We start from the raw sequence: 17383 nt of genomic DNA on the forward strand, positions 1-17383 counted from the left end.
GTCCTCACGCCTGTGCAGCCAGAGACCACCCCCATCCGAGTACTTGCCGGGCCCGAGGCTCTTCACCTGGGACGCTGAAAGCTTGTTCAATGCACGGGTCATCGTAACCACCCCTAAATCCACCCCAACATATGGCATATATTGGAGCCGAATGAAACGGGACAGAACACTTTTCATTGGTCAACATATTGAATCAATGATCAAAAAGATTCATTGCGATACATCATGGGGCAGGGTTTCAACGCCCTTCATCGGCACCATTTTCCTCGATTACCCTTGGCTTCTTGTTCGGCCTTTCGAAACTGTCGGGAAGCAGAGGCCGTTTGCCCTGATTCCTATGTAAAATCGGTAACCGTTCACATCGCCCCCCCCCGGAGGTCCGAACGAGTTGGAACGGCACGATACCTCGCCGGATCGCGTGGTCGCCCTACGTCGGGTCGCGGACGGTGGTCGAGGAAAAAGCCAATAGCTCAGCCCCAGAACTCGACGAGCGATGGCATCATCCGCCGTTGCCTTCAGCATGTTTGATCGCAGGATCCGAGTTTTGCCGCGCGCAATCGACTGACGCACTTATGCTTTTGCAGAGCCTTGACATGTATGGGTCCAAGCTGCACTCTAGTTTGAACATTGTGTTCATTATTGAACTTTTGATACCATCAGGCGACGGGGACGATGCAAGAAACCGACACAGGATGCGTGAATGCTGCTGCGGAGTCCGGGCCGACGCCCGGGGTTTCGGCAGACATCACGTATATTGCGCGGCCCGGGCCCGGACCTGTGGTCGTGTTCCTGCACGGGATCGGGTCGAACGCCACATCCTTCGCACCGATTTTCGAGCTTCTGCCACCTAGGTTCAGCCTGATTGCATGGAATGCGCCGGGCTATTCAGGCTCTGCGCCGATGGCCATGGATTGGCCACTGGCCACGGACTACGCAGACAGGCTGGTTCAGATGCTGGACGGGCTTGATCTCGGGCCGGTGCATATTGTCGGGCACTCGCTCGGCACGCTGATTGCCACAGCCTTTGCGCTCCGTTTCCCTGACCGGTTGCTCAGCCTGACGCTCGCCGCTGCCGCCAATGGCTACGGTGTGCCGCGCGGCGGGGTGCTGCCCGAAGGGGTGGGCAACCGGCTGACGGAGCTGTCTCGCCTGGGCCCGGCGGCCTTTGCCCATGCCCGTGCGGGCAATCTGGTGCATGAGCCTGCGTCGCATCCTGACATCGTGGCGCGGGTCGAGGCCGCAATGGCGCAAGTGAACCCGGATGGCTACGCGCAGGCAGTCAGGATGCTGGCCTCTGGCGATCTGCCCGGCGATCTTGCCCAGGTTGCCACGCGCCCCGGATTCATTGTCGGCTTGCAAGACCGGGTGACGCCGATTGCGCAGACACGTGCCGCGGCACTGGCCTGGGAAGCGGCACGGGGCATCCGTCCGACCATAACCGAAATCGACCAGGCGGGCCATGCGGTCTACCTTCAGCGGCCCGGCGCGTTCTGTTCCGCGCTGTTGGATCATATGGGTCTTGCAACCGCCAGCAAGCCCGAGGGAACATGAGATGACCGAAGACCTCAGATTGCACCACCTGCGCGGCATCGTGATGCGCGCGCCCGGAATAACGGCGACGGCACCCTTCTACACGGACCAATGGGGTCTGCACGTGGCCCATGAAGAGGATGGGATCACCTATCTGCGCGGAACCGGCGAGCAGCCCTTCATCTATGGCCTCAAGGACGACACGACCTACGGCATCGAGTACATCCATTTCGGCATGCCGAACCGCGATGGCGTTGACAGGCTCTACCGGCAATTGGAGGAAAAGGGGGCGGATCTGCGTGGCGCGCCGGGTGAATTCGATGAGCCCTTCGGCGGCTACGGATTCGAGGTGGCCGACCCCGACAATCGCCGCCTGCGCATCACCTGCGATATTGCGCTGCGCGAGGCCGACGATGTTCATGCCTATCCGCGCAAGATCAGCCATGTGGTTCTGAACACGCCCGACATGGACGGGATGCAGAACTGGTACGAGGAGATGCTGGGCTTTCGCACCAGCGACTATTCAGCGGACCAGATGGTGTTCCTGCGGATCGGCAGCGACCACCACGCCATCGCGCTGGTTCGCGCGCAATATCCCTCGATCAATCACGTCGCCTTCGAGATGCCCGGCATCGACAGTTTCATGCGTGGCATCGGGCGGATGAAACAGAAGGGGCAGGTGCCAAGCTGGGGACCGGGGCGGCACGGGCCGGGCAACAACCCGTTTGCCTATTTCGTTTCTCCCTCGGGTTTCGTGATCGAGTTCACCTCCGAGGTGCAGCAGATCGACGAGGAAACGCATGAGCCAAAGGTCTGGTCGCGCACCGACCCCGAGGCAATGGACCAGTGGATGACAGCGGGCCCGCCGACACCGGCACAGCGCGCGGTCATGGCCGGGCGGCCCGACCCGGGCTTTCCGAAGGAAGGCTGAGCGATGGATCTGGGGCTCAAAGACCGCACGATCGTGGTCACTGGCGGAACATCCGGGATCGGGCTGGCATCGGTGCGCGTCTTTCTGGAGGACGGTGCGCGCGTGGCGCTTTGTGCCCGCGGGGCGGAACGTCTGGACTCCGTGGTGGCGGACCTGTCCCGTGACTTCGGGTCGGACCGGGTTCTGGGGCGCGTGGTCTCGGTGCTGGATGCAGCCGCGGTCTCGGGCTTCGCCGATGAGGTCCGGCAGACCTTCGGAGGCTGCGACGCCCTTGTCACGAATGCGGGCCAAGGGCGTGTCTCTACCTATGCCAATACCAGCGACTCGGATTGGCGCGACGAGTTGGAGCTGAAGTTTTTCAGCCAGCTTCACCCGATACGCGCCTTTGAAACGATGCTGCGCCAAAGCGATGGCGGTGCGATCGTTGCGGTGAATTCGCTTCTGGCCCTCCAGCCAGAACCGCATATGGTCTGCACCTCGGCAGCTCGCGCCGGCGTTCAGAACCTCCTGAAATCGCTGGCGACGGAACTGGCACCGCAGATCCGCGTCAATTCGATCCTGTTGGGGCTGGTGGACAGCGCCCAGTGGCAGCGCCGCTTCGAGGCGCGCGAGGACAAGGGCCAGAGCCGGGAAGACTGGTTCGCGGCACTGGCAAGCGCGAAGGGCATCCCGCTCGGCCGTCTTGGTCAACCTCAGGAACCCGCGCGCGCCATCGCTTTCCTCGCCTCACCCGCCGCCAGCTACATCACCGGCGCCAAGCTTGAAATCTCGGGCGGCGTGTCGCGCTTTGCCTGATCCCTGACGAAAGACCCAAGCCCCATGACCCAGACCGTTGGCCACCAGATTGCCCAAGCGCTTGCCGATGCGGGCGTAACGACCATGTTCGGCGTCATTTCGATCCACAACATGCCGATCCTCGACGCGGTGGCAGAACAGGGGCGTATCCGCTTCATTCCGGCGCGTGGCGAGGCGGGGGCGATGAATATGGCCGACGCCTTTTCCCGGGTCTCGGGGCAGTTGGGCGTGGCACTGACCTCGACCGGGACGGCGGCAGGCAATGCGGCGGGCGCACAGGCCGAGGCACTGACGGCAGGCAGCCGGGTGCTGCATCTGACCACACAGATCGACCGGCCCTACATGGACCGGGACCGCGCCGCGATTCACGATGTGCCCAAGCAGCCAGAGATGTTGCGCGGGGTGTCCAAGGCCGTGTTCCGCATCTGGGACGAAACCGGCGTCTTGGGCACACTGTCGGCAGCGATCCGCGCGGCGATGACGCCGCCAACCGGGCCGGTAAGCCTAGAGATTCCGGTTGATGTGCAGCGCATTCCCGCCGTCTCCGGGTTGCCGTTGACCCCTCCGCGCCCGGCCTTGCCACCGGTGGAGGAGACCTCTCTCGATCTGCTGGCTGAGCAGGTGAAGGCCGCGAAACGGCCGATGATCTGGCTTGGCGGCGGGGCGCGCGGGGCCGGAGCAGAGGCGCTGGAACTTGTCGAACGCGGCTTTGGCGCTGTCAGCTCCACCCAGGGGCGTGCGATTGTTCCCGAAAGCCACAAGGGCACGCTCGGAGCCTTCAACATGACACCCGAGGCGGAAGCGGTCTATCAAAGCTGCGACCTGATGATCGTGGTCGGCTCGCGGCTTCGGGGCAACGAGACACGCAACAACAAGATGCCGCTGCCGCGCCCGCTGTTCCAGATCGACGTGGAGCCAACGCAGGGCGGTCGCAACTACCCGGTGGACGGATTCCTGTGCGGTGATGCTGCGGCAACGCTGCGCGGCTTGCTGGACCGCTTGCCGGACACGCTCGGCACCGACCCGCAGTTGCATTACGACATCGCCGTTGCCCGCGCGAAATCGGAAGGTGCGCTGCGCGGGCGCCTTGGCCCCTATCAGGTGGTGGCCGATCACCTTCTGTCGGTGGTGCCGCAAGGGGGGCATCCCTGGGTGCGCGATGTGACGATCTCGAACTCCACCTTCGGCAACCGATATGTTCACATCGCCGCCCCGCATCTGGGTGTCCACGCCCTTGGGGGCGGCATCGGGCAGGGGATTGCCATGGCCATCGGGGCCGCGGCGGGATCGGAGTCGCGCACCATCGCACTGGTGGGCGATGGTGGCGCGCAGCTCGGGATTGCCGAGCTGATCACGGCGGTGGACGCAGATCTGCCGATTACGTTCGTGCTGATGAACGATGCGGCCTACGGCGTGATCGAAAACATCCAAGACGCGCAATATGACGGGCGGCGGCATTATTCCAAGCTCAAGACCCCCGATTTCGGCGTGCTGTGCCAGTCCATCGACATGCCGCATGTTCGCGTTGACCGGATCGAGGACTTCCCTCAGGCCCTGGACGCGACCCTTGGCCGGGACGGTCCCGTGGTCGTCGAAGTCGACATGGTCGCCATTGGACCCTTCGCGGAATCCTTCGCAGGACCGCCCGCAGGGGCTGCGGGTGGCAAGACATGAGCCTTGGGCATGTGGTGATCATCGGGTTCGGCGCGATAGCCCGCGACCTGATAGATATTCTGGGCGCGCAGACCTCCGCGCCCGAGAAGGTGACCGTCCTTGTGCGTCCCGGGCGCGAGACAGAGCTTCGCGCGATGCTGGGTGCAGATATCTCGGTGACATCGGATCTTGCGGCGCTGCTGGCGACAGGCCCCGATGTGGTCGTGGAATGTGCCGGCCATCGCGCGGTGGCGCATTACGGTGCGACGGTGCTGACCAGCGGCACGGACCTGGTCCTTGCCTCTGTCGGCGCATTGGCGGATGCCGATCTGGCCCGCGAACTTGAGGCAGCCGCCCGCGCTTCTGGCGCGCAATGTGTCGTGCCAGCCGGGGCTATTGGCGGGATAGATGCGCTCGGCGCGGCGCGGCTGTCGGGGCTGACTTCGGTTTGCTACACCGGCACGAAGCCGCCCGCCGCATGGGTCGGAACCCCTGCCGAGGAGGTAGCCGACCTTGCGGCGTTGACAGCCCCCCTGACCTTCTTCGAGGGGACTGCGCGAGAAGCAGCGCGGCGTTTTCCCAAGAACGCCAATGTCGCTGCAACCCTTGCGATGGCCGGGCTGGGAATGGACAAGACCGAGGTGCGCCTTGTCGCGGACCCCGGCACAACGGAAAACACCCATGCCTTCAGCGTGGCGTCGCAGGCCATGGAGTTTTCCATGCAACTGGTCGGAAAGCCGTCGCCCGACAATCCCAAAACCTCTCGATCCACCGTTTACAGCATCGCACGTGCCGTCATGAACCGGCGCGCCGCGATCGCCATCTGAGGGTACCATGGAGCAGACATTTCGCGACAACCGGATCTTTGTCGGCGGCATCTGGCAAACAGGGCGCGGCGCACCGATCACCTCGCATTTCGCCGCAGAAGGTTGCGTGAACACCGTGATAAACGGTGCTTCGGCGCAGGATGTGGACCTTGCCATCGCCCGCGCGCGGGACGCGCAACCATCCTGGGGGGCGTTGAAGCCGCACGACCGCGCGACAGTGCTGTACCGCATCTCGGAGCGGATCGCCGCCAATATAGAGCGTATTGCCTGGGTGCAGAGCCGGGATACCTCCAAGACGCTGACGGAAACGCGCGCGCTTGCGGCCTCTGCGGCGGCGACCTTCCGCTATTTCGCGGCCGTGGCGGAAACCTCGGACGACCTGCTGACCGTGCCACGCGGCGACTACATCACCGCCTCGGTCCACGAGCCGCTTGGGCTAGTCGCGGCGATCACGCCGTGGAATTCCCCTATTGCATCCGACGCCCAGAAAATCGCCCCTGCCCTCGCTGCGGGCAATGCGGTGCTGCTGAAACCGGCCAGTTGGTCCCCACTGGTCAGCCTTGAACTTGCACAGATCGCCGAAGAGGCGGGCCTGCCCCAGGGGCTGCTGTCCGTCCTGCCCGGATCCGGGCGCGAGGTTGGCAATCTGCTGGTCGAACACCGCGATATTGCCAAGGTCTCGTTCACCGGGGGCACCGTGACGGGGCGCAGATTGGCTCATGCGGCGGCGGAAAAGCTGATGCCCGTTTCGCTGGAACTGGGGGGTAAGTCGCCCACCATTGTGTTCGAGGATTGCGACATCGATCTTGCCATCGCGGGGATTCTGTTCGGCATCTTCTCGTCTTCCGGCCAAAGCTGCATCGCCGGATCGCGCCTGTTCGTGCAGCGCAGCATCTTCGACACTTTCACCGAGCGATTGGTCGCCGCTACGCAGGCATTGGTGGTCGGCCATCCCTTTGACCCGGCGACGCAGGTATCGTCGCTGGTTCATCACGACCATCGCGAAAGTGTGGAGCGCTATGTGGCCATGGCGCGCGATGAAGGCGGAGACATCCTGTGCGGTGGCGCGCGACCCGAGGACCCGGCGCAGCAAGACGGTGCCTATTACCTGCCAACCATCATCGGCGGGCTCGACAACACCGCACGGACCTGCCGTGAAGAGATTTTCGGTCCGGTGCTGGTGGTGATGCCCTTCGAGGACGAGGCCGATGTGATCGCGCAGGGCAACGACAATGACTACGGCTTGGCGTGCGGCATCTGGTCGACCGATCACCGCCGCTGCCAGCGAGTCGCCCGCGCCATCCGGGCGGGCACGGTCTGGATCAACACCTACAAGCAATTCTCGATCTCGACGCCCTTTGGTGGCGATGGTGACAGCGGCATGGGCCGCGAAAAAGGCCGCGCGGGTCTGCGGGCCTATCAACGGCAGAAGTCGATCTACGAGGATATGTCAGGCCAGCCGCATCCTTGGGCCAGATGGTCTTAGGGATGTCCTCCCAGGGTCTTGCCCGGCACGCGCGACGGTTCCGCCTCTCGCCCGCCACCTCGCGCCTTGCACCGGCATCGGGCCACGATATGACGGGCCTCGATCTGACTTGCGACAGCAGCTTTCAGGCAATCCGCCGGTCAGATGTCGCCCCTTGGCACGGTGTAGCCCAAGGCAGCAGAGGCCCTGCGCGCCGCAGACATGACCGCGTCGATCAGGGCGCTATCGCGTCCCGTTCCACCGGCAGAGAACCGCGCCTCGGGGCCGGAAACGTTGATGCCCCCCACCACCTGCCCGGTATGATCGAAGATCGCCGCGGCGCAGGACCCGATGCCGGCCTCGAAATTTCCCTCGCTCCAGGCGAAGCCTGCGGCCTTGTCATGGTGGGCCTGACGAATGATCGCCTCGATCGTCTGCGGTGTCTTGTCGGTTGCAGGCTCGGGCAGGTCGCCCAAAAAGATCTGCCGCAATTGCGTGTCGGAATGCTCCGCCAGAATGGCACGCCCGATGGACGATGCATGGGCCGACAGGCGCGACCCGGTGCGCACATTGCTGACGAGATGAGAATTGGGGGCCTCGCGTCCCAGATAGATGATGTCGCGCCCGTCCAGTACGCCCAAATGGGCAGACATGCCGGTGTCGCGGCACAGATCTCTCAGGATAGGCTGGCAGACCTGGACCATGTCCCGCCCCTGAATGGCCTGCGCACCGAGACTGACCAGCCCCGCCCCCAGACGATAGCCGCCACCATCGCCGAGTTCCTCGATCATGCGATGATCGGCAAGGGTATGGATCAGGCGGATCAGGGTCGTGCGGTTGATTCCGAGATCGCGCGACACCGTCGACAGATTACGCGCCCGATTGCCTGCACCGATGTAGTGCAGAAGTTTCAGGGCCCGCTCCACCGGGGGAACGGAATAGGGGGTCTGCGAAGCTGTGTCACCCATGCGGATAATCCTGTCCTTCAGGCCGAGCGGGTTGTTGGCGCAAGGACCCGCTCAACGGAAAACTATTGACCGCACGGGGCCACATAACCTATCTTTGAACATATAGTTCAATATAGAACACTTGGCAATAGCAAAGGGGCGCGGGTGACACTTTCTATCGGCATATGTGGTGGCGGAATCGGGGGCCTGTGCGCTGCCATCGCGCTTGGCCGCGCAGGGCACGATGTTCAGGTGTTTGAAAAGGCGCGGTCGATCAACCGGGTCGGCGCAGACATCAACCTGACGCCGAACGCGGTCTTCGCACTGGATCAACTGGGCGTTGGCCCCTACCTGCGCGACAGCGCTGCTCGCCCCAGTTTTCGCATCAGCCGCGATGGCATTAGCGGCGAGGAAACCTCGCGCCTGCCAATGAGCGCGGCGGCCGAGGAAAAATACGGCGCACCGCAGCTGACGATCCACCGGGCCGACCTGCTGGATGCCCTGCGAGCGCAATTGCCCGAAGACAGGTTCCAGCTTGGCCGCGAGGCCGTGTCCCTGCGCCTCGATGACGAAAAGGCGGAACTGGGATTTGCCGATGGCACCAGCGCGGCTTTCGATCTGGTGATCGGCGCGGACGGCATTCATTCGGTCGTGCGCACGGCGCTTTGGGGCGAAGATCACCCACGCTACACCGGCATGGTGTCCTATCGCGGGACATTCCCGCGTGACAAGGCCGCCGGGCTTCGCGATGCGGATGCCTTCACCAAGTGGTGGGGCGAGATGCCGGAAAAGCAGATCGTGACCTTCCCCCTCACCCAGGGTCGGGACATCTTCGTCTTTGCCACCTTGCCACAGGAAGAATGGTCCGAAGAAGGCTGGACGTTGCCCGGCGATGTGGAAGAGCTGCGTCGCGCCTATGCCAATTTCCACGAAGACGCCCGCAAACTGCTGGATGCGCTGGATGAGGTCACGCGCTCTGCGCTGCATGTGCGCGATCCTATGCCGCAATGGGCCAAGGGGCGCGCGACGCTTCTGGGGGACGCCGCGCATCCGATGGTGCCCTTCATGGCACAGGGGGCCTGCATGGCCATCGAGGATGCGGTGGTGCTGGCCCGCGCGCTGGACAGTGACCCCGAAGATATCGACGCCGCGCTCGCGCGGTATGAGACGGAACGCAAGCCCCGCACCGCGCGGGTCCAGGAAAGCTCGCTTGCCAATGACTGGCTCAAGAAAGCCGGCAATGCGGATTGGGTTTATGGCTACAATGCCTGGACCACGCCGCTCAATGATACCAATCACAACGGGAGTTCCCATGAAACACGTGTTTAGCACCGCTTTGGTTGCGGCGAGTCTAGCCGTTGCCGCTCCGGCTTTTGCCGATCCGGTCCAGATCAATGCCGTGACGTTTGCGCCCCGGCAGGCAAGCATCACCCAACCCTTCGCCCAGTTCGTTGAAGAGGTGAACGAGATGTTCGCGGGCGAGATCGAGATCACCTGGCGGGGTGGCCCCGAGGTCATGCCGCCGTTCGGGCAGCCCGAAGGCGTGCGCAACGGGGCCATGGGGATGACCTATACCAGCCCCAGCTATTATCAGGGCCTTGTGCCGACGTCTGGGACCATGAACCTGTCGTTCATGAACTACGAAGAAATCGCGGCCACCGACTACCACGAGCGGATGACCGAGCTTCACGCCGAACAGGATCTTGCCTTCGTTGGCGAAATCCCCGCCACGCAGTTGAATTTTCAGATATACATGAGCGGAGAAATCACCAGCCTCGCCGATCTTGAGGGCCAGCGCATCCGCGTCTTTCCAGCACTTCTGCCGCTGGTCGAGGCTCTGGGCGCGGAGCCGATCGTGTTGCCGATGCCCGAAATCTACACGGCAATGGAACGCGGCGCCATCGACGGCTTCATGCAGGGCCCCAACGGCGGGCAGGCAGAGCAATTCGAGGGCATTGTCAGCACCGTTGTTCAGCCCGGCGTCTACCGCGCGGGCTTTCCGGTCCTGATGAACATGGATCTGTGGAATGAGATGTCGCCAGATCTGCAAGAACGTTTCACCACCTTCCTGCGTGAGGATTTCGCGCCTCGGATGGACTTTATCTGGACGGAAGACATTACCACTGAACGCGCGGCGCAAGAAGCCGCGGGGTTCGAGTTCTTTGTGCTCGAAGGAGAGGACGCCGCAGCCTATGAGGCATTGGCCATGGATGCGGCCTGGGCCACAGTCGCGGAGACTGCAGGCGAGGAGATCGCGGCCGAGCTGCGCGGAATGCTCGACCGTCAGTAGCGAAACCCACCTAACGGCGAAGGCGGGGATACCCCGGCTTCGCCCACTCATTCCAGCGGAAGGCAGCAGATGGACCAGGCTCTAACCCGGCTAAGACGTGTGTTCAGCGCCCTGAACCTGATTTGCGCCGTGATCGGAGCATGTCTGCTGTTCATGATAGCCTCAATCATCTGCTTCGAGGTCACCATGCGCGGGCTTGGTGCCGGGTCGCAGCTCTGGGTGATCGAGGCCAGTGAATACTCGCTGCTGTTCATCACCTTTCTCGGCGCTCCCTATCTTTTGCAAAGGAACCTGCATGTGGTCATGGATCTGGTCTATGCCAGCCTGGCCGGGCGGCCGCGCGTGGCGCTGCAGCTGGTCAACGCGACCATCGGCTTCGTACTTTGCGCGGTTCTGGCCGTGGTCGGCGTCAGCGTCTTGATCGAACAGTTCGAACTGGGTGTCCGGCAGGTGACCGTGATGCGGCCGCAAAGCTGGTGGATCACCGCCGCTCTCCCGATCGGAATGGGCCTGATGGCCGTGCAGTTTTTCGATCAGATCATCCGCACCCTTCGTGGGGAGCCTGTCTGAGCGATGGAATGGTATGTCACGCTCAGCATTATCCTGATCCCGCTTTTCATCCTGATGTTGATGGGGTTGCCGGTCGCCTTTTCCTTTCTCGCCGTAAATCTGGTAGGGTCCTACATCCTGATGGGTGGATTTTCGGGGATCGAGCAACTGGTTCTCAACACCGTCGGGTCCGTGACCAGTTTCACCCTGATCCCGATTGCCCTGTTCATGATCATGGGCGAGGCGATGTTCCGGTCCGGCATTGCGATCGAACTGATGGACACGCTGGACAAATGGTTCGGCAAGGTGCGCGGCCGCCTCGCGCTGATGGCCGTTGGCGGCGGCGTCCTGTTTTCGACCCTGACGGGCAATTCCATGGGCTCCATTGCATTGTTGGGGTCTTCGCTGACGCCCGAGATGGAAAAGCGCGGCTATGCCAAGTCCATGTCGCTCGGTCCCATCCTCGGGTCCTCCGGCCTTGCGATCATGATCCCGCCCTCTTCGCTGGCGGTGGTTTTGGGCGTGATCGGCGATATCTCCATCGGTCGCATCCTCATCGGCATCATCGTGCCGGGATTCGTGATGGCGCTGCTCTATGTCCTCTACATTCTGGGCCGCTGTCACCTGCAGCCGCATCTGGCCCCCACCTTCGATGTCCCGAAAGTCAGCCTGGGCGAGAAACTGCTGGCAACGGGCATCAACATCGTGCCGCTGTCGCTGATCGTCTTTTCGGTCGTCGGCGTCATCTTCCTGGGCATCGCCACGCCCAGTGAAGCCGCCGCGACAGGTGCTTTCGCGACGCTGCTGCTTGCTGCGCTGCGCCGCCGACTGACACCGAAAGTGTTCGGAGAGACGATTTTTTCCAGCGCCAACATCTCTGTCATGGTGCTGCTGATCGTATCGGGCGCGGTCACCTTCTCGCAGTTGATGGCCTTCACCGGGGCCACCTACGGAATGGTCGATGCGGTTCTGAGCCTCGACATTTCGGATCACGCGATTGTCTTCATGATGATCATGCTGGTGGTGTTCATGGGGATGTTCATGGGACCGCTGCCAATCATGCTGATCACGCTGCCGATCTTCGTGCCCGTCGTGCAGCAGTTCCAGATGGACCTGATCTGGTTTGCCGCCCTGTTCCTTGTCGCGATCGAAACCGGGGCGACCTCGCCACCATTCGGGGCGGCGCTGTTCGTGATGAAGGCGGTGGCCCCCAAGGGGACGACCATGGGCGACATCTACCGCGCGGCGGTGCCCTTCATCCTGCTGGACCTGCTGGCGATCCTGCTGATCTTCTTCATTCCGGAGTTGGTAACCTACCCGGTCGACCTGATGTTCCGATGAGCCGCCCGAACGTCCTTGTCATCATGACCGATCAACAGCGTGCCGATCACCTCGGCTGCTACGGCAACAGGATCGTGCGGACACCCAATATCGACGCGCTGGCCGCGCGGGGGACTCGGTTTGACCGGTTCTATGTCGCCAACCCGATCTGCCAGCCAAACCGCGCCGCCCTCGCCACGGGGCAACTGACCTCTGTCAACGGCTGCCGTCAGAACGGCATTCCCCTCGGACTGGACTGCACCACCTACGCAGACGTGCTGCGCGCGGCAGGCTATCGAACGGGGCTGGTTGGCAAGGCGCATTTCCAGAACGTATCCCCGGTGCCCGCGCGCAGACCCACAGCCGCAGGAAACGGCGCAGCACCGCCCGCCCCCTTCGATCTGGCACGCAGAAGCCAACGCCGCGGGCCCGACTACGAGCACGAGATTCGCACAGGCTGGATCGACAACCCGGACCGAGAGGTGCCAACCCCCTATTACGGCTTCGACCATTTGCGACTGTGTATCGGCCATGGCGACCAGGTGGAGGGGCATTACACCGGCTGGCTGCGCGACCGGCTGAACGGCGCGCCCGATCCGCGCGGGCGCAAGGCGGCGCTTGGCACGGACGCCAATGATAAGCCGCAGGTATGGCGCACGGCGGTGCCGGAAACACTCTATCCCACGGCTTTTGTGGGCGAAGAGGCCTGCACCTTCCTGCAAGATCAAAGCGATGATCCCTTCCTTCTGGTGGCGTCCTTCCCCGACCCGCATCACCCGTTCACGCCACCGGGCCGCTATTTCGACATGTATGACCCGGCCGATATCCCCCTGCCCGAAAGCTTCGGCCATCGGACCGCCGCCCGCACCGACCTGCCAGACCATATCCAGCGGGTCTACGAGATCGGGGCCGAAAAGCCCGATGCCTATTGGCCGTTCCACAGCGACGCCGAGGCCACACGCCAAATGATCGCGCTCAACTATGGTGCGATTACCATGATCGACGACTGGGTCGGCCGGATTCTGGACACGCTGGCACGAAGCGGCAAGGCGGCAAACACCATTGTCATCTTCATGTCCGATCACGGCGATTACATGGGGGACCATGGCACGGTGCTCAAACACGGGCTGCACAGTCACGGGCTGATCCGCGTGCCGCTGATCTGGGCCGATCCACGACGCGAGGCGGGGGTGTCAACGGTGCAGGGCAGTGCCATCGACTTCGCACCCACCCTTCTGCAAAGCGCCGGACTGAACTGTCCCGTTGGCATGCAGGGGCGTGACCTTCTGGCAGCAGATGCGGAAGACCTGCCTGTGCTGATCGAGGATTCCGGCCTTGCCTTCGCCAGTGGCGACGGGCGCACCGCAAGCCGGACGCTGGTTCATGACGGCTGGCGGATGAGCGTGTTCGAAGGCTCGGAGCTAGGCGAATTGTTTGATCTGGAAGCGGATCCGCACGAGCTGTCAAACCTCTGGTTCGATCCGGGCTCTGCCGACCGGCGGGCGGCCATGATGCAGCAGCTTGCCCTGCGCATGATCGCGCTCCGCGACACGTCCCTTCTACCCACACATCAGGCCTAGACCCATGCAGAACACGCCCCTCGATATCCTGATCGTCGGCGGAGGTATCGCCGGTTGCTGCGCGGCCATTGCGTTGACGCAAGAAGGTCACCGGGTTCGAATCGTTGAAAAACAGGATGCCTGGCGGTTCCAGAGCTCGGGCATCTTCGTCTATGCCAACGGCCTTGTCAGCCTGCGCAGGCTTGGCCTTCTTGAGGATATTCTTGCGGCGGGCTTTGCTGTGCCCGAGGGGCGCAACGCCTATTTCGACCATCTCGGTCAGCCGATCATGGACACGTTCTACCCTGCTGCGGACGGGGGCCAGATCCCTGCGATCCTCGGGATCAAGCGGGCCGAGATGCACCGTGTCATGGCGGCACGGGTGGACGCCCTTGGTGTGCCAATACACTTGGGCACCACGGTGACAGCGCTGGACGAGGGGGTCGAGGGCATCACGGCCACGCTGTCGGATGGCAGCGCGGAACGCTTCGATCTCGTGATCGGTGCCGACGGGGTGCGTTCGTCGGTACGGGCGATGGTTGGTACCGACATTGCCCCGCGATATACCGGGGTCGGTGTCTGGCGGTCCGTGCATCGCAGACCGGCGGGGCTGACTGACAAGATCATGATGATGGGCCCCGCCAAGCGCTTCGGCATCATGCCGATCAGCGATGACCTGCTTTATACGTTCGGAACCGTGGCCGAACCGGAAGACAGCCACTACGCGCCTGCCGATTGGCCCCAACTGATGGCCGAACGCTTCGCCGAGTTCTGCGACCCCGCAGCGCCCTTCCTCGCGGAATTGGACGCGCAATCCGAGCTTCTCTTCACCAAGATCGAGGAAATCGTCCTGCCCTTGCCATGGCACAAGGGGCGGGTTCAACTGATAGGCGATGCGGCCCACGCCTCGACCCCGTTCATGGGGCAAGGGGGCGCGATGGCCATGCAGGATGCCGTGGTTCTGGCCGATGCACTCGCCGCCCATGACACGCTTGAAACGGCACTTACGGCGTTCGGACAGGCGCGGTTTCCGGTCTGCGTCTTCGTGCAGGATGTCTCTCGCGCCGTGGGAGAGGCGGGCGCACAAGAAACCGCAGGCGGTGCCGCGGAACGCCATGCGGAGATGCGTGCGACGGCGCAAGGGAAAGTGGACGGGTTCTATCGCAAGCTTGATGACTTGACCGAGGCGGGCCGTTTTCGACGCTGAGACCGCCTAGCCCGGCAAGCGCAACCGCCCCGAAATCTCTGCCTCCAGGTGGTTCAGGGCGCCAACCTCTGCCCCGGCGGTCCAGAACCCCCCGAGTATCTCGGTTCCTTGCATATCGACCCGCCCGCCGATCTTTGCGCCCTCAAGCGTCACATTGGCCATCATCAGCGAGTCCCGCATCGACAGGGTGCCAAGTCGGGCACCGGCAAGGGACAGCACACCCTGCACCACGGTTGCATCAAGGATCACATCGCTCGCGGTCAGCCCGTCGGCACGCAGGTCGGTGCGAAAACTCGCGCCGCTGAAATCGCATTGGCCCCGCACCGTCGCCTGCCGCAGCCATGACAGGCCGTGAAACCGCGCACCCCGCGCGCTGAGACCGCCATTCAGCACGGCACCCGACAGGTCAAAGCCCCGCAGGTCAAGACCGTCAAGCACCAAAGGCGTGTCCAGAACGATCCCGCAGGCATCGACATGTTCTCCATGCCGCCATGGTTTTCTGAGCTCGGTCAGAAGGTCCGCCCCGGTCATGTGAACACGAAGCCCCGGTTGACCGGCAGCACCTGCCCGGTCAGCGTCAAGGCCGCTTCGCTGAGCAGAAAGGCCACGATTCCCGCCACATCCTCGGGCGGCTGCGGTCCGGGCACGGCGCGGCCCGTGCCATATTGATCATGGCGTGCCTTGGGAACGTATTCGGTGCTTTCGGTGGTCAGGATGCCCGGCGCAATGGCGGTCACGCCGATCCCGTCTGCCCCCAGTTCCCGCGCCAGTGCACGCGTCATCGAGATCACCGCACCCTTTGAGGCCACGTAGCTCATCAGGTTGGGTGCGCCCCACAGCGCGGTATCAGAGGCCACGTTGACGATCCGCCCGGACCCCGAGGCGCGCAAGGCAGGGGCTGCGGCGCGGGTCATCAGCCATGTGCCGCGCACATTGACCTCCATCACCCGGTCCCAGGTGTCGATATCGACATCCTCGAAGCCGATGCCACCAATGCCGGTGGCAATTGCCCCGTTGTTGAACAACCCGTGCAGCGGCCCGTCCAGCGCGGAGCCGAGAGCTGCGACGCTGGCCGGATCCCGCAGGTCGAGGGGGTGGAAGGTGGCTGAAAGCTCATCCGCCACGGCGCGGCCTTCCTCCTCCAGAATATCGGCAAGGATCAACGTCGCGCCCGCCTCTGCCAGATGGCGCGCGATCACCGCACCGAGCCCGCGTGCCGCGCCGGTGAGCAGAATGCGTCGTCCCGTCAGGCTCATTGCGCGGCCACGCCGTCGGCGGCGGCATCCTCGGCCTCGATCTGGGCGCGGGCCAGGCGGTTCAGGGCGCGGCGCAGATGCGCAAGGCCTATGTCATGCTGATACAGCATCTCGCGGCGCCGGGCGTCGTCGGGCATGCCTTCCAGCATCACCCGGTCCTGTTCCAGCACGTTCCAATGCCGTTCCTCCAACCGCGCGCGGAACAGGAACCGCCAGCTGTCACGCTCGAACCCCTGCACCTTGCGCATCCGCCAGAAGAACACCTTGCAGCGCTGCGGCCCCATGGGCAGGACGTAGCCAACGATCCGCATGTTGCCGCCCGGTCCCGCCGAGGCCGGATAGGGAATGTCGAGGTGGCAATACATGCCGCCTTCGGGTGTTTCGAATTCGACCCAGTCGAAATTCTCGCCGGTCTGGCCCACGCGCGCCACGCGGAACCCGCCCTCGCGGTTATCCAGTTCCAGAAGATCCTGCTTGGACCCGAAGGCCAGGGTGAAGCTTTCGGCATGCAGATAGCAGCCGTGCATCGGATCAGCGAGGTTGTCGAGCGCGTAGCGATAGTTCACGTCCCAGATCGCCGTACACAGGAACCCGGCCCAGTCCGGGTCCGTCAGCTCAGGGGACAGCGGCAATTCGGGCGGTTCCGTCGCCTCGTCGGAAGACATGAACACGAAGACCGCATCGCTGTGTTCGGCCACATGGTAGGACCGCAGGGCCTTGCGCCCCTCCATCGGGCAATCGGGCATGGCGGGCACCTGCTGCACGGTGCCGGTGCCATCGACCACGACCCCATGATAGCGGCAGCCGATATGTTCCCCGTGGATCTCGCCATAGCTGAGCGGCGCGCCCCTGTGGGGGCAGAAATCCTCGATGCACTGAACCTGACCGTCGGACCGGCGCCACATCACCAGTTTTTGCCCTAGCGCCACGACGCCGAAGGGGCGGTCCGCACGGATCTCCACCGATTTGGCGACCGGATACCATTGATCGCGGACGCCTTCGTTCACGCGGGCCTCGATCCGGGCCCTCATCTCTGCTGATACTGCCATGATGT

The 17383-nt window shown here is 63.5% G+C and carries 16 protein-coding genes; 12 read left to right on the top strand and 4 right to left on the bottom strand.

Annotated elements, in window-relative coordinates; genetic code table 11:
* Positions 1 to 783: 783 nt before the first annotated feature.
* The 6 genes from EP237_RS19300 to EP237_RS19325 are packed head-to-tail and all read left to right on the top strand — an operon-like array spanning position 784 to position 7222.
* A complete protein-coding gene (locus EP237_RS19300) occupies positions 784 to 1551 on the top strand; it encodes an alpha/beta fold hydrolase (RefSeq protein ID WP_206052328.1) in 768 nt (255 codons plus the stop codon).
* A gap of 1 nt (position 1552) precedes the next feature.
* A complete protein-coding gene (locus EP237_RS19305) occupies positions 1553 to 2461 on the top strand; it encodes a VOC family protein (RefSeq protein ID WP_127562523.1) in 909 nt (302 codons plus the stop codon).
* Between the two features lie 3 nt (positions 2462 to 2464).
* Positions 2465 to 3256 carry an SDR family oxidoreductase gene (locus EP237_RS19310; RefSeq protein WP_127562524.1) on the top strand — a complete coding sequence of 264 codons (792 nt, stop codon included), beginning with the start codon at positions 2465 to 2467 and terminating at the stop codon, positions 3254 to 3256.
* A gap of 24 nt (positions 3257 to 3280) precedes the next feature.
* Positions 3281 to 4930 (top strand): thiamine pyrophosphate-binding protein, encoded by a 1650-nt coding sequence (locus EP237_RS19315; protein WP_127562525.1) that lies wholly within the window; start codon positions 3281 to 3283, stop codon positions 4928 to 4930.
* Positions 4927 to 5736: an aspartate dehydrogenase gene (locus tag EP237_RS19320; protein ID WP_127562526.1), complete on the top strand. Its 810-nt coding sequence runs from the start codon at positions 4927 to 4929 to the stop codon at positions 5734 to 5736. The genes EP237_RS19315 and EP237_RS19320 overlap by 4 nt, the downstream gene beginning before the upstream one ends.
* Positions 5737 to 5743: 7 nt before the next feature.
* Positions 5744 to 7222 carry an aldehyde dehydrogenase gene (locus tag EP237_RS19325; protein WP_127562527.1) on the top strand — a complete coding sequence of 493 codons (1479 nt, stop codon included), beginning with the start codon at positions 5744 to 5746 and terminating at the stop codon, positions 7220 to 7222.
* Between the two features lie 140 nt (positions 7223 to 7362).
* Here the strand turns inward: EP237_RS19325 and EP237_RS19330 are convergent, their stop codons facing one another.
* Positions 7363 to 8169: an IclR family transcriptional regulator gene (locus EP237_RS19330; protein WP_127562528.1), complete on the bottom strand. Its 807-nt coding sequence runs from the start codon at positions 8167 to 8169 to the stop codon at positions 7363 to 7365.
* A gap of 144 nt (positions 8170 to 8313) precedes the next feature.
* Here EP237_RS19330 and EP237_RS19335 point away from each other — a divergent pair, with 144 nt between their 5' ends.
* The 6 genes from EP237_RS19335 (at position 8314) to EP237_RS19360 (ending at position 15073) form a co-directional block, all read left to right on the top strand.
* Positions 8314 to 9477: an FAD-dependent monooxygenase gene (locus tag EP237_RS19335; protein WP_127562529.1), complete on the top strand. Its 1164-nt coding sequence runs from the start codon at positions 8314 to 8316 to the stop codon at positions 9475 to 9477.
* Entirely contained in the window at positions 9461 to 10438 is a 978-nt protein-coding gene (gene dctP, locus EP237_RS19340; RefSeq protein WP_164744771.1) for a TRAP transporter substrate-binding protein DctP, read from the top strand. The genes EP237_RS19335 and dctP overlap by 17 nt, the downstream gene beginning before the upstream one ends.
* Before the next feature lie 69 nt (positions 10439 to 10507).
* The gene (locus tag EP237_RS19345) at positions 10508 to 11008 is read left to right on the top strand and encodes a TRAP transporter small permease (RefSeq protein ID WP_127562531.1); all 501 of its coding nucleotides are present in this window, start codon (positions 10508 to 10510) and stop codon (positions 11006 to 11008) included.
* A gap of 3 nt (positions 11009 to 11011) precedes the next feature.
* Positions 11012 to 12328: a TRAP transporter large permease gene (locus EP237_RS19350; protein ID WP_127562532.1), complete on the top strand. Its 1317-nt coding sequence runs from the start codon at positions 11012 to 11014 to the stop codon at positions 12326 to 12328.
* A complete protein-coding gene (locus EP237_RS19355) occupies positions 12325 to 13887 on the top strand; it encodes a sulfatase family protein (RefSeq protein ID WP_127562533.1) in 1563 nt (520 codons plus the stop codon). Before EP237_RS19350 ends, EP237_RS19355 begins: the two co-directional genes overlap by 4 nt.
* 4 nt (positions 13888 to 13891) lie before the next feature.
* Complete coding sequence (locus EP237_RS19360) at positions 13892 to 15073, top strand: FAD-dependent oxidoreductase (protein WP_127562534.1); 1182 nt, start codon at positions 13892 to 13894, stop codon at positions 15071 to 15073.
* Between the two features lie 6 nt (positions 15074 to 15079).
* On the opposite strand, the gene EP237_RS19365 is transcribed toward EP237_RS19360, so the two are convergent.
* The 3 genes from EP237_RS19365 to EP237_RS19375 are packed head-to-tail and all read right to left on the bottom strand — an operon-like array spanning position 15080 to position 17378.
* Positions 15080 to 15604, bottom strand: a complete 525-nt coding sequence (locus EP237_RS19365; protein ID WP_127562535.1) for a pentapeptide repeat-containing protein — start codon at positions 15602 to 15604, stop codon at positions 15080 to 15082.
* Positions 15601 to 16329, bottom strand: coding sequence for an SDR family oxidoreductase (locus EP237_RS19370; protein WP_127562536.1), 729 nt, complete (start codon positions 16327 to 16329; stop codon positions 15601 to 15603). Before EP237_RS19370 ends, EP237_RS19365 begins: the two co-directional genes overlap by 4 nt.
* A complete protein-coding gene (locus EP237_RS19375; protein ID WP_071691527.1) occupies positions 16326 to 17378 on the bottom strand; it encodes an aromatic ring-hydroxylating oxygenase subunit alpha in 1053 nt (350 codons plus the stop codon). Before EP237_RS19375 ends, EP237_RS19370 begins: the two co-directional genes overlap by 4 nt.
* Positions 17379 to 17383 lie beyond the last annotated feature (5 nt).

This window comes from Nioella ostreopsis, assembly GCF_004000255.1.
In the GTDB taxonomy this organism is placed as follows: domain Bacteria; phylum Pseudomonadota; class Alphaproteobacteria; order Rhodobacterales; family Rhodobacteraceae; genus Nioella; species Nioella ostreopsis.

Bases quoted from the DNA above. Each gene is read 5' to 3' on its own strand.
- EP237_RS19305 (WP_127562523.1), top strand. From the start codon at position 1,553: ATGACCGAAGACCTCAGATTGCACCACCTGCGCGGCATCGTGATGCGC.
- EP237_RS19310 (WP_127562524.1), top strand. From the start codon at position 2,465: ATGGATCTGGGGCTCAAAGACCGCACGATCGTGGTCACTGGCGGAACA.
- EP237_RS19315 (WP_127562525.1), top strand. From the start codon at position 3,281: ATGACCCAGACCGTTGGCCACCAGATTGCCCAAGCGCTTGCCGATGCG.
- EP237_RS19320 (WP_127562526.1), top strand. From the start codon at position 4,927: ATGAGCCTTGGGCATGTGGTGATCATCGGGTTCGGCGCGATAGCCCGC.
- EP237_RS19325 (WP_127562527.1), top strand. From the start codon at position 5,744: ATGGAGCAGACATTTCGCGACAACCGGATCTTTGTCGGCGGCATCTGG.
- EP237_RS19330 (WP_127562528.1), bottom strand. From the start codon at position 8,169: ATGGGTGACACAGCTTCGCAGACCCCCTATTCCGTTCCCCCGGTGGAG.
- dctP (WP_164744771.1), top strand. From the start codon at position 9,461: ATGAAACACGTGTTTAGCACCGCTTTGGTTGCGGCGAGTCTAGCCGTT.
- EP237_RS19345 (WP_127562531.1), top strand. From the start codon at position 10,508: ATGGACCAGGCTCTAACCCGGCTAAGACGTGTGTTCAGCGCCCTGAAC.
- EP237_RS19350 (WP_127562532.1), top strand. From the start codon at position 11,012: ATGGAATGGTATGTCACGCTCAGCATTATCCTGATCCCGCTTTTCATC.
- EP237_RS19355 (WP_127562533.1), top strand. From the start codon at position 12,325: ATGAGCCGCCCGAACGTCCTTGTCATCATGACCGATCAACAGCGTGCC.
- EP237_RS19360 (WP_127562534.1), top strand. From the start codon at position 13,892: ATGCAGAACACGCCCCTCGATATCCTGATCGTCGGCGGAGGTATCGCC.
- EP237_RS19365 (WP_127562535.1), bottom strand. From the start codon at position 15,604: ATGACCGGGGCGGACCTTCTGACCGAGCTCAGAAAACCATGGCGGCAT.
- EP237_RS19370 (WP_127562536.1), bottom strand. From the start codon at position 16,329: ATGAGCCTGACGGGACGACGCATTCTGCTCACCGGCGCGGCACGCGGG.
- EP237_RS19375 (WP_071691527.1), bottom strand. From the start codon at position 17,378: ATGGCAGTATCAGCAGAGATGAGGGCCCGGATCGAGGCCCGCGTGAAC.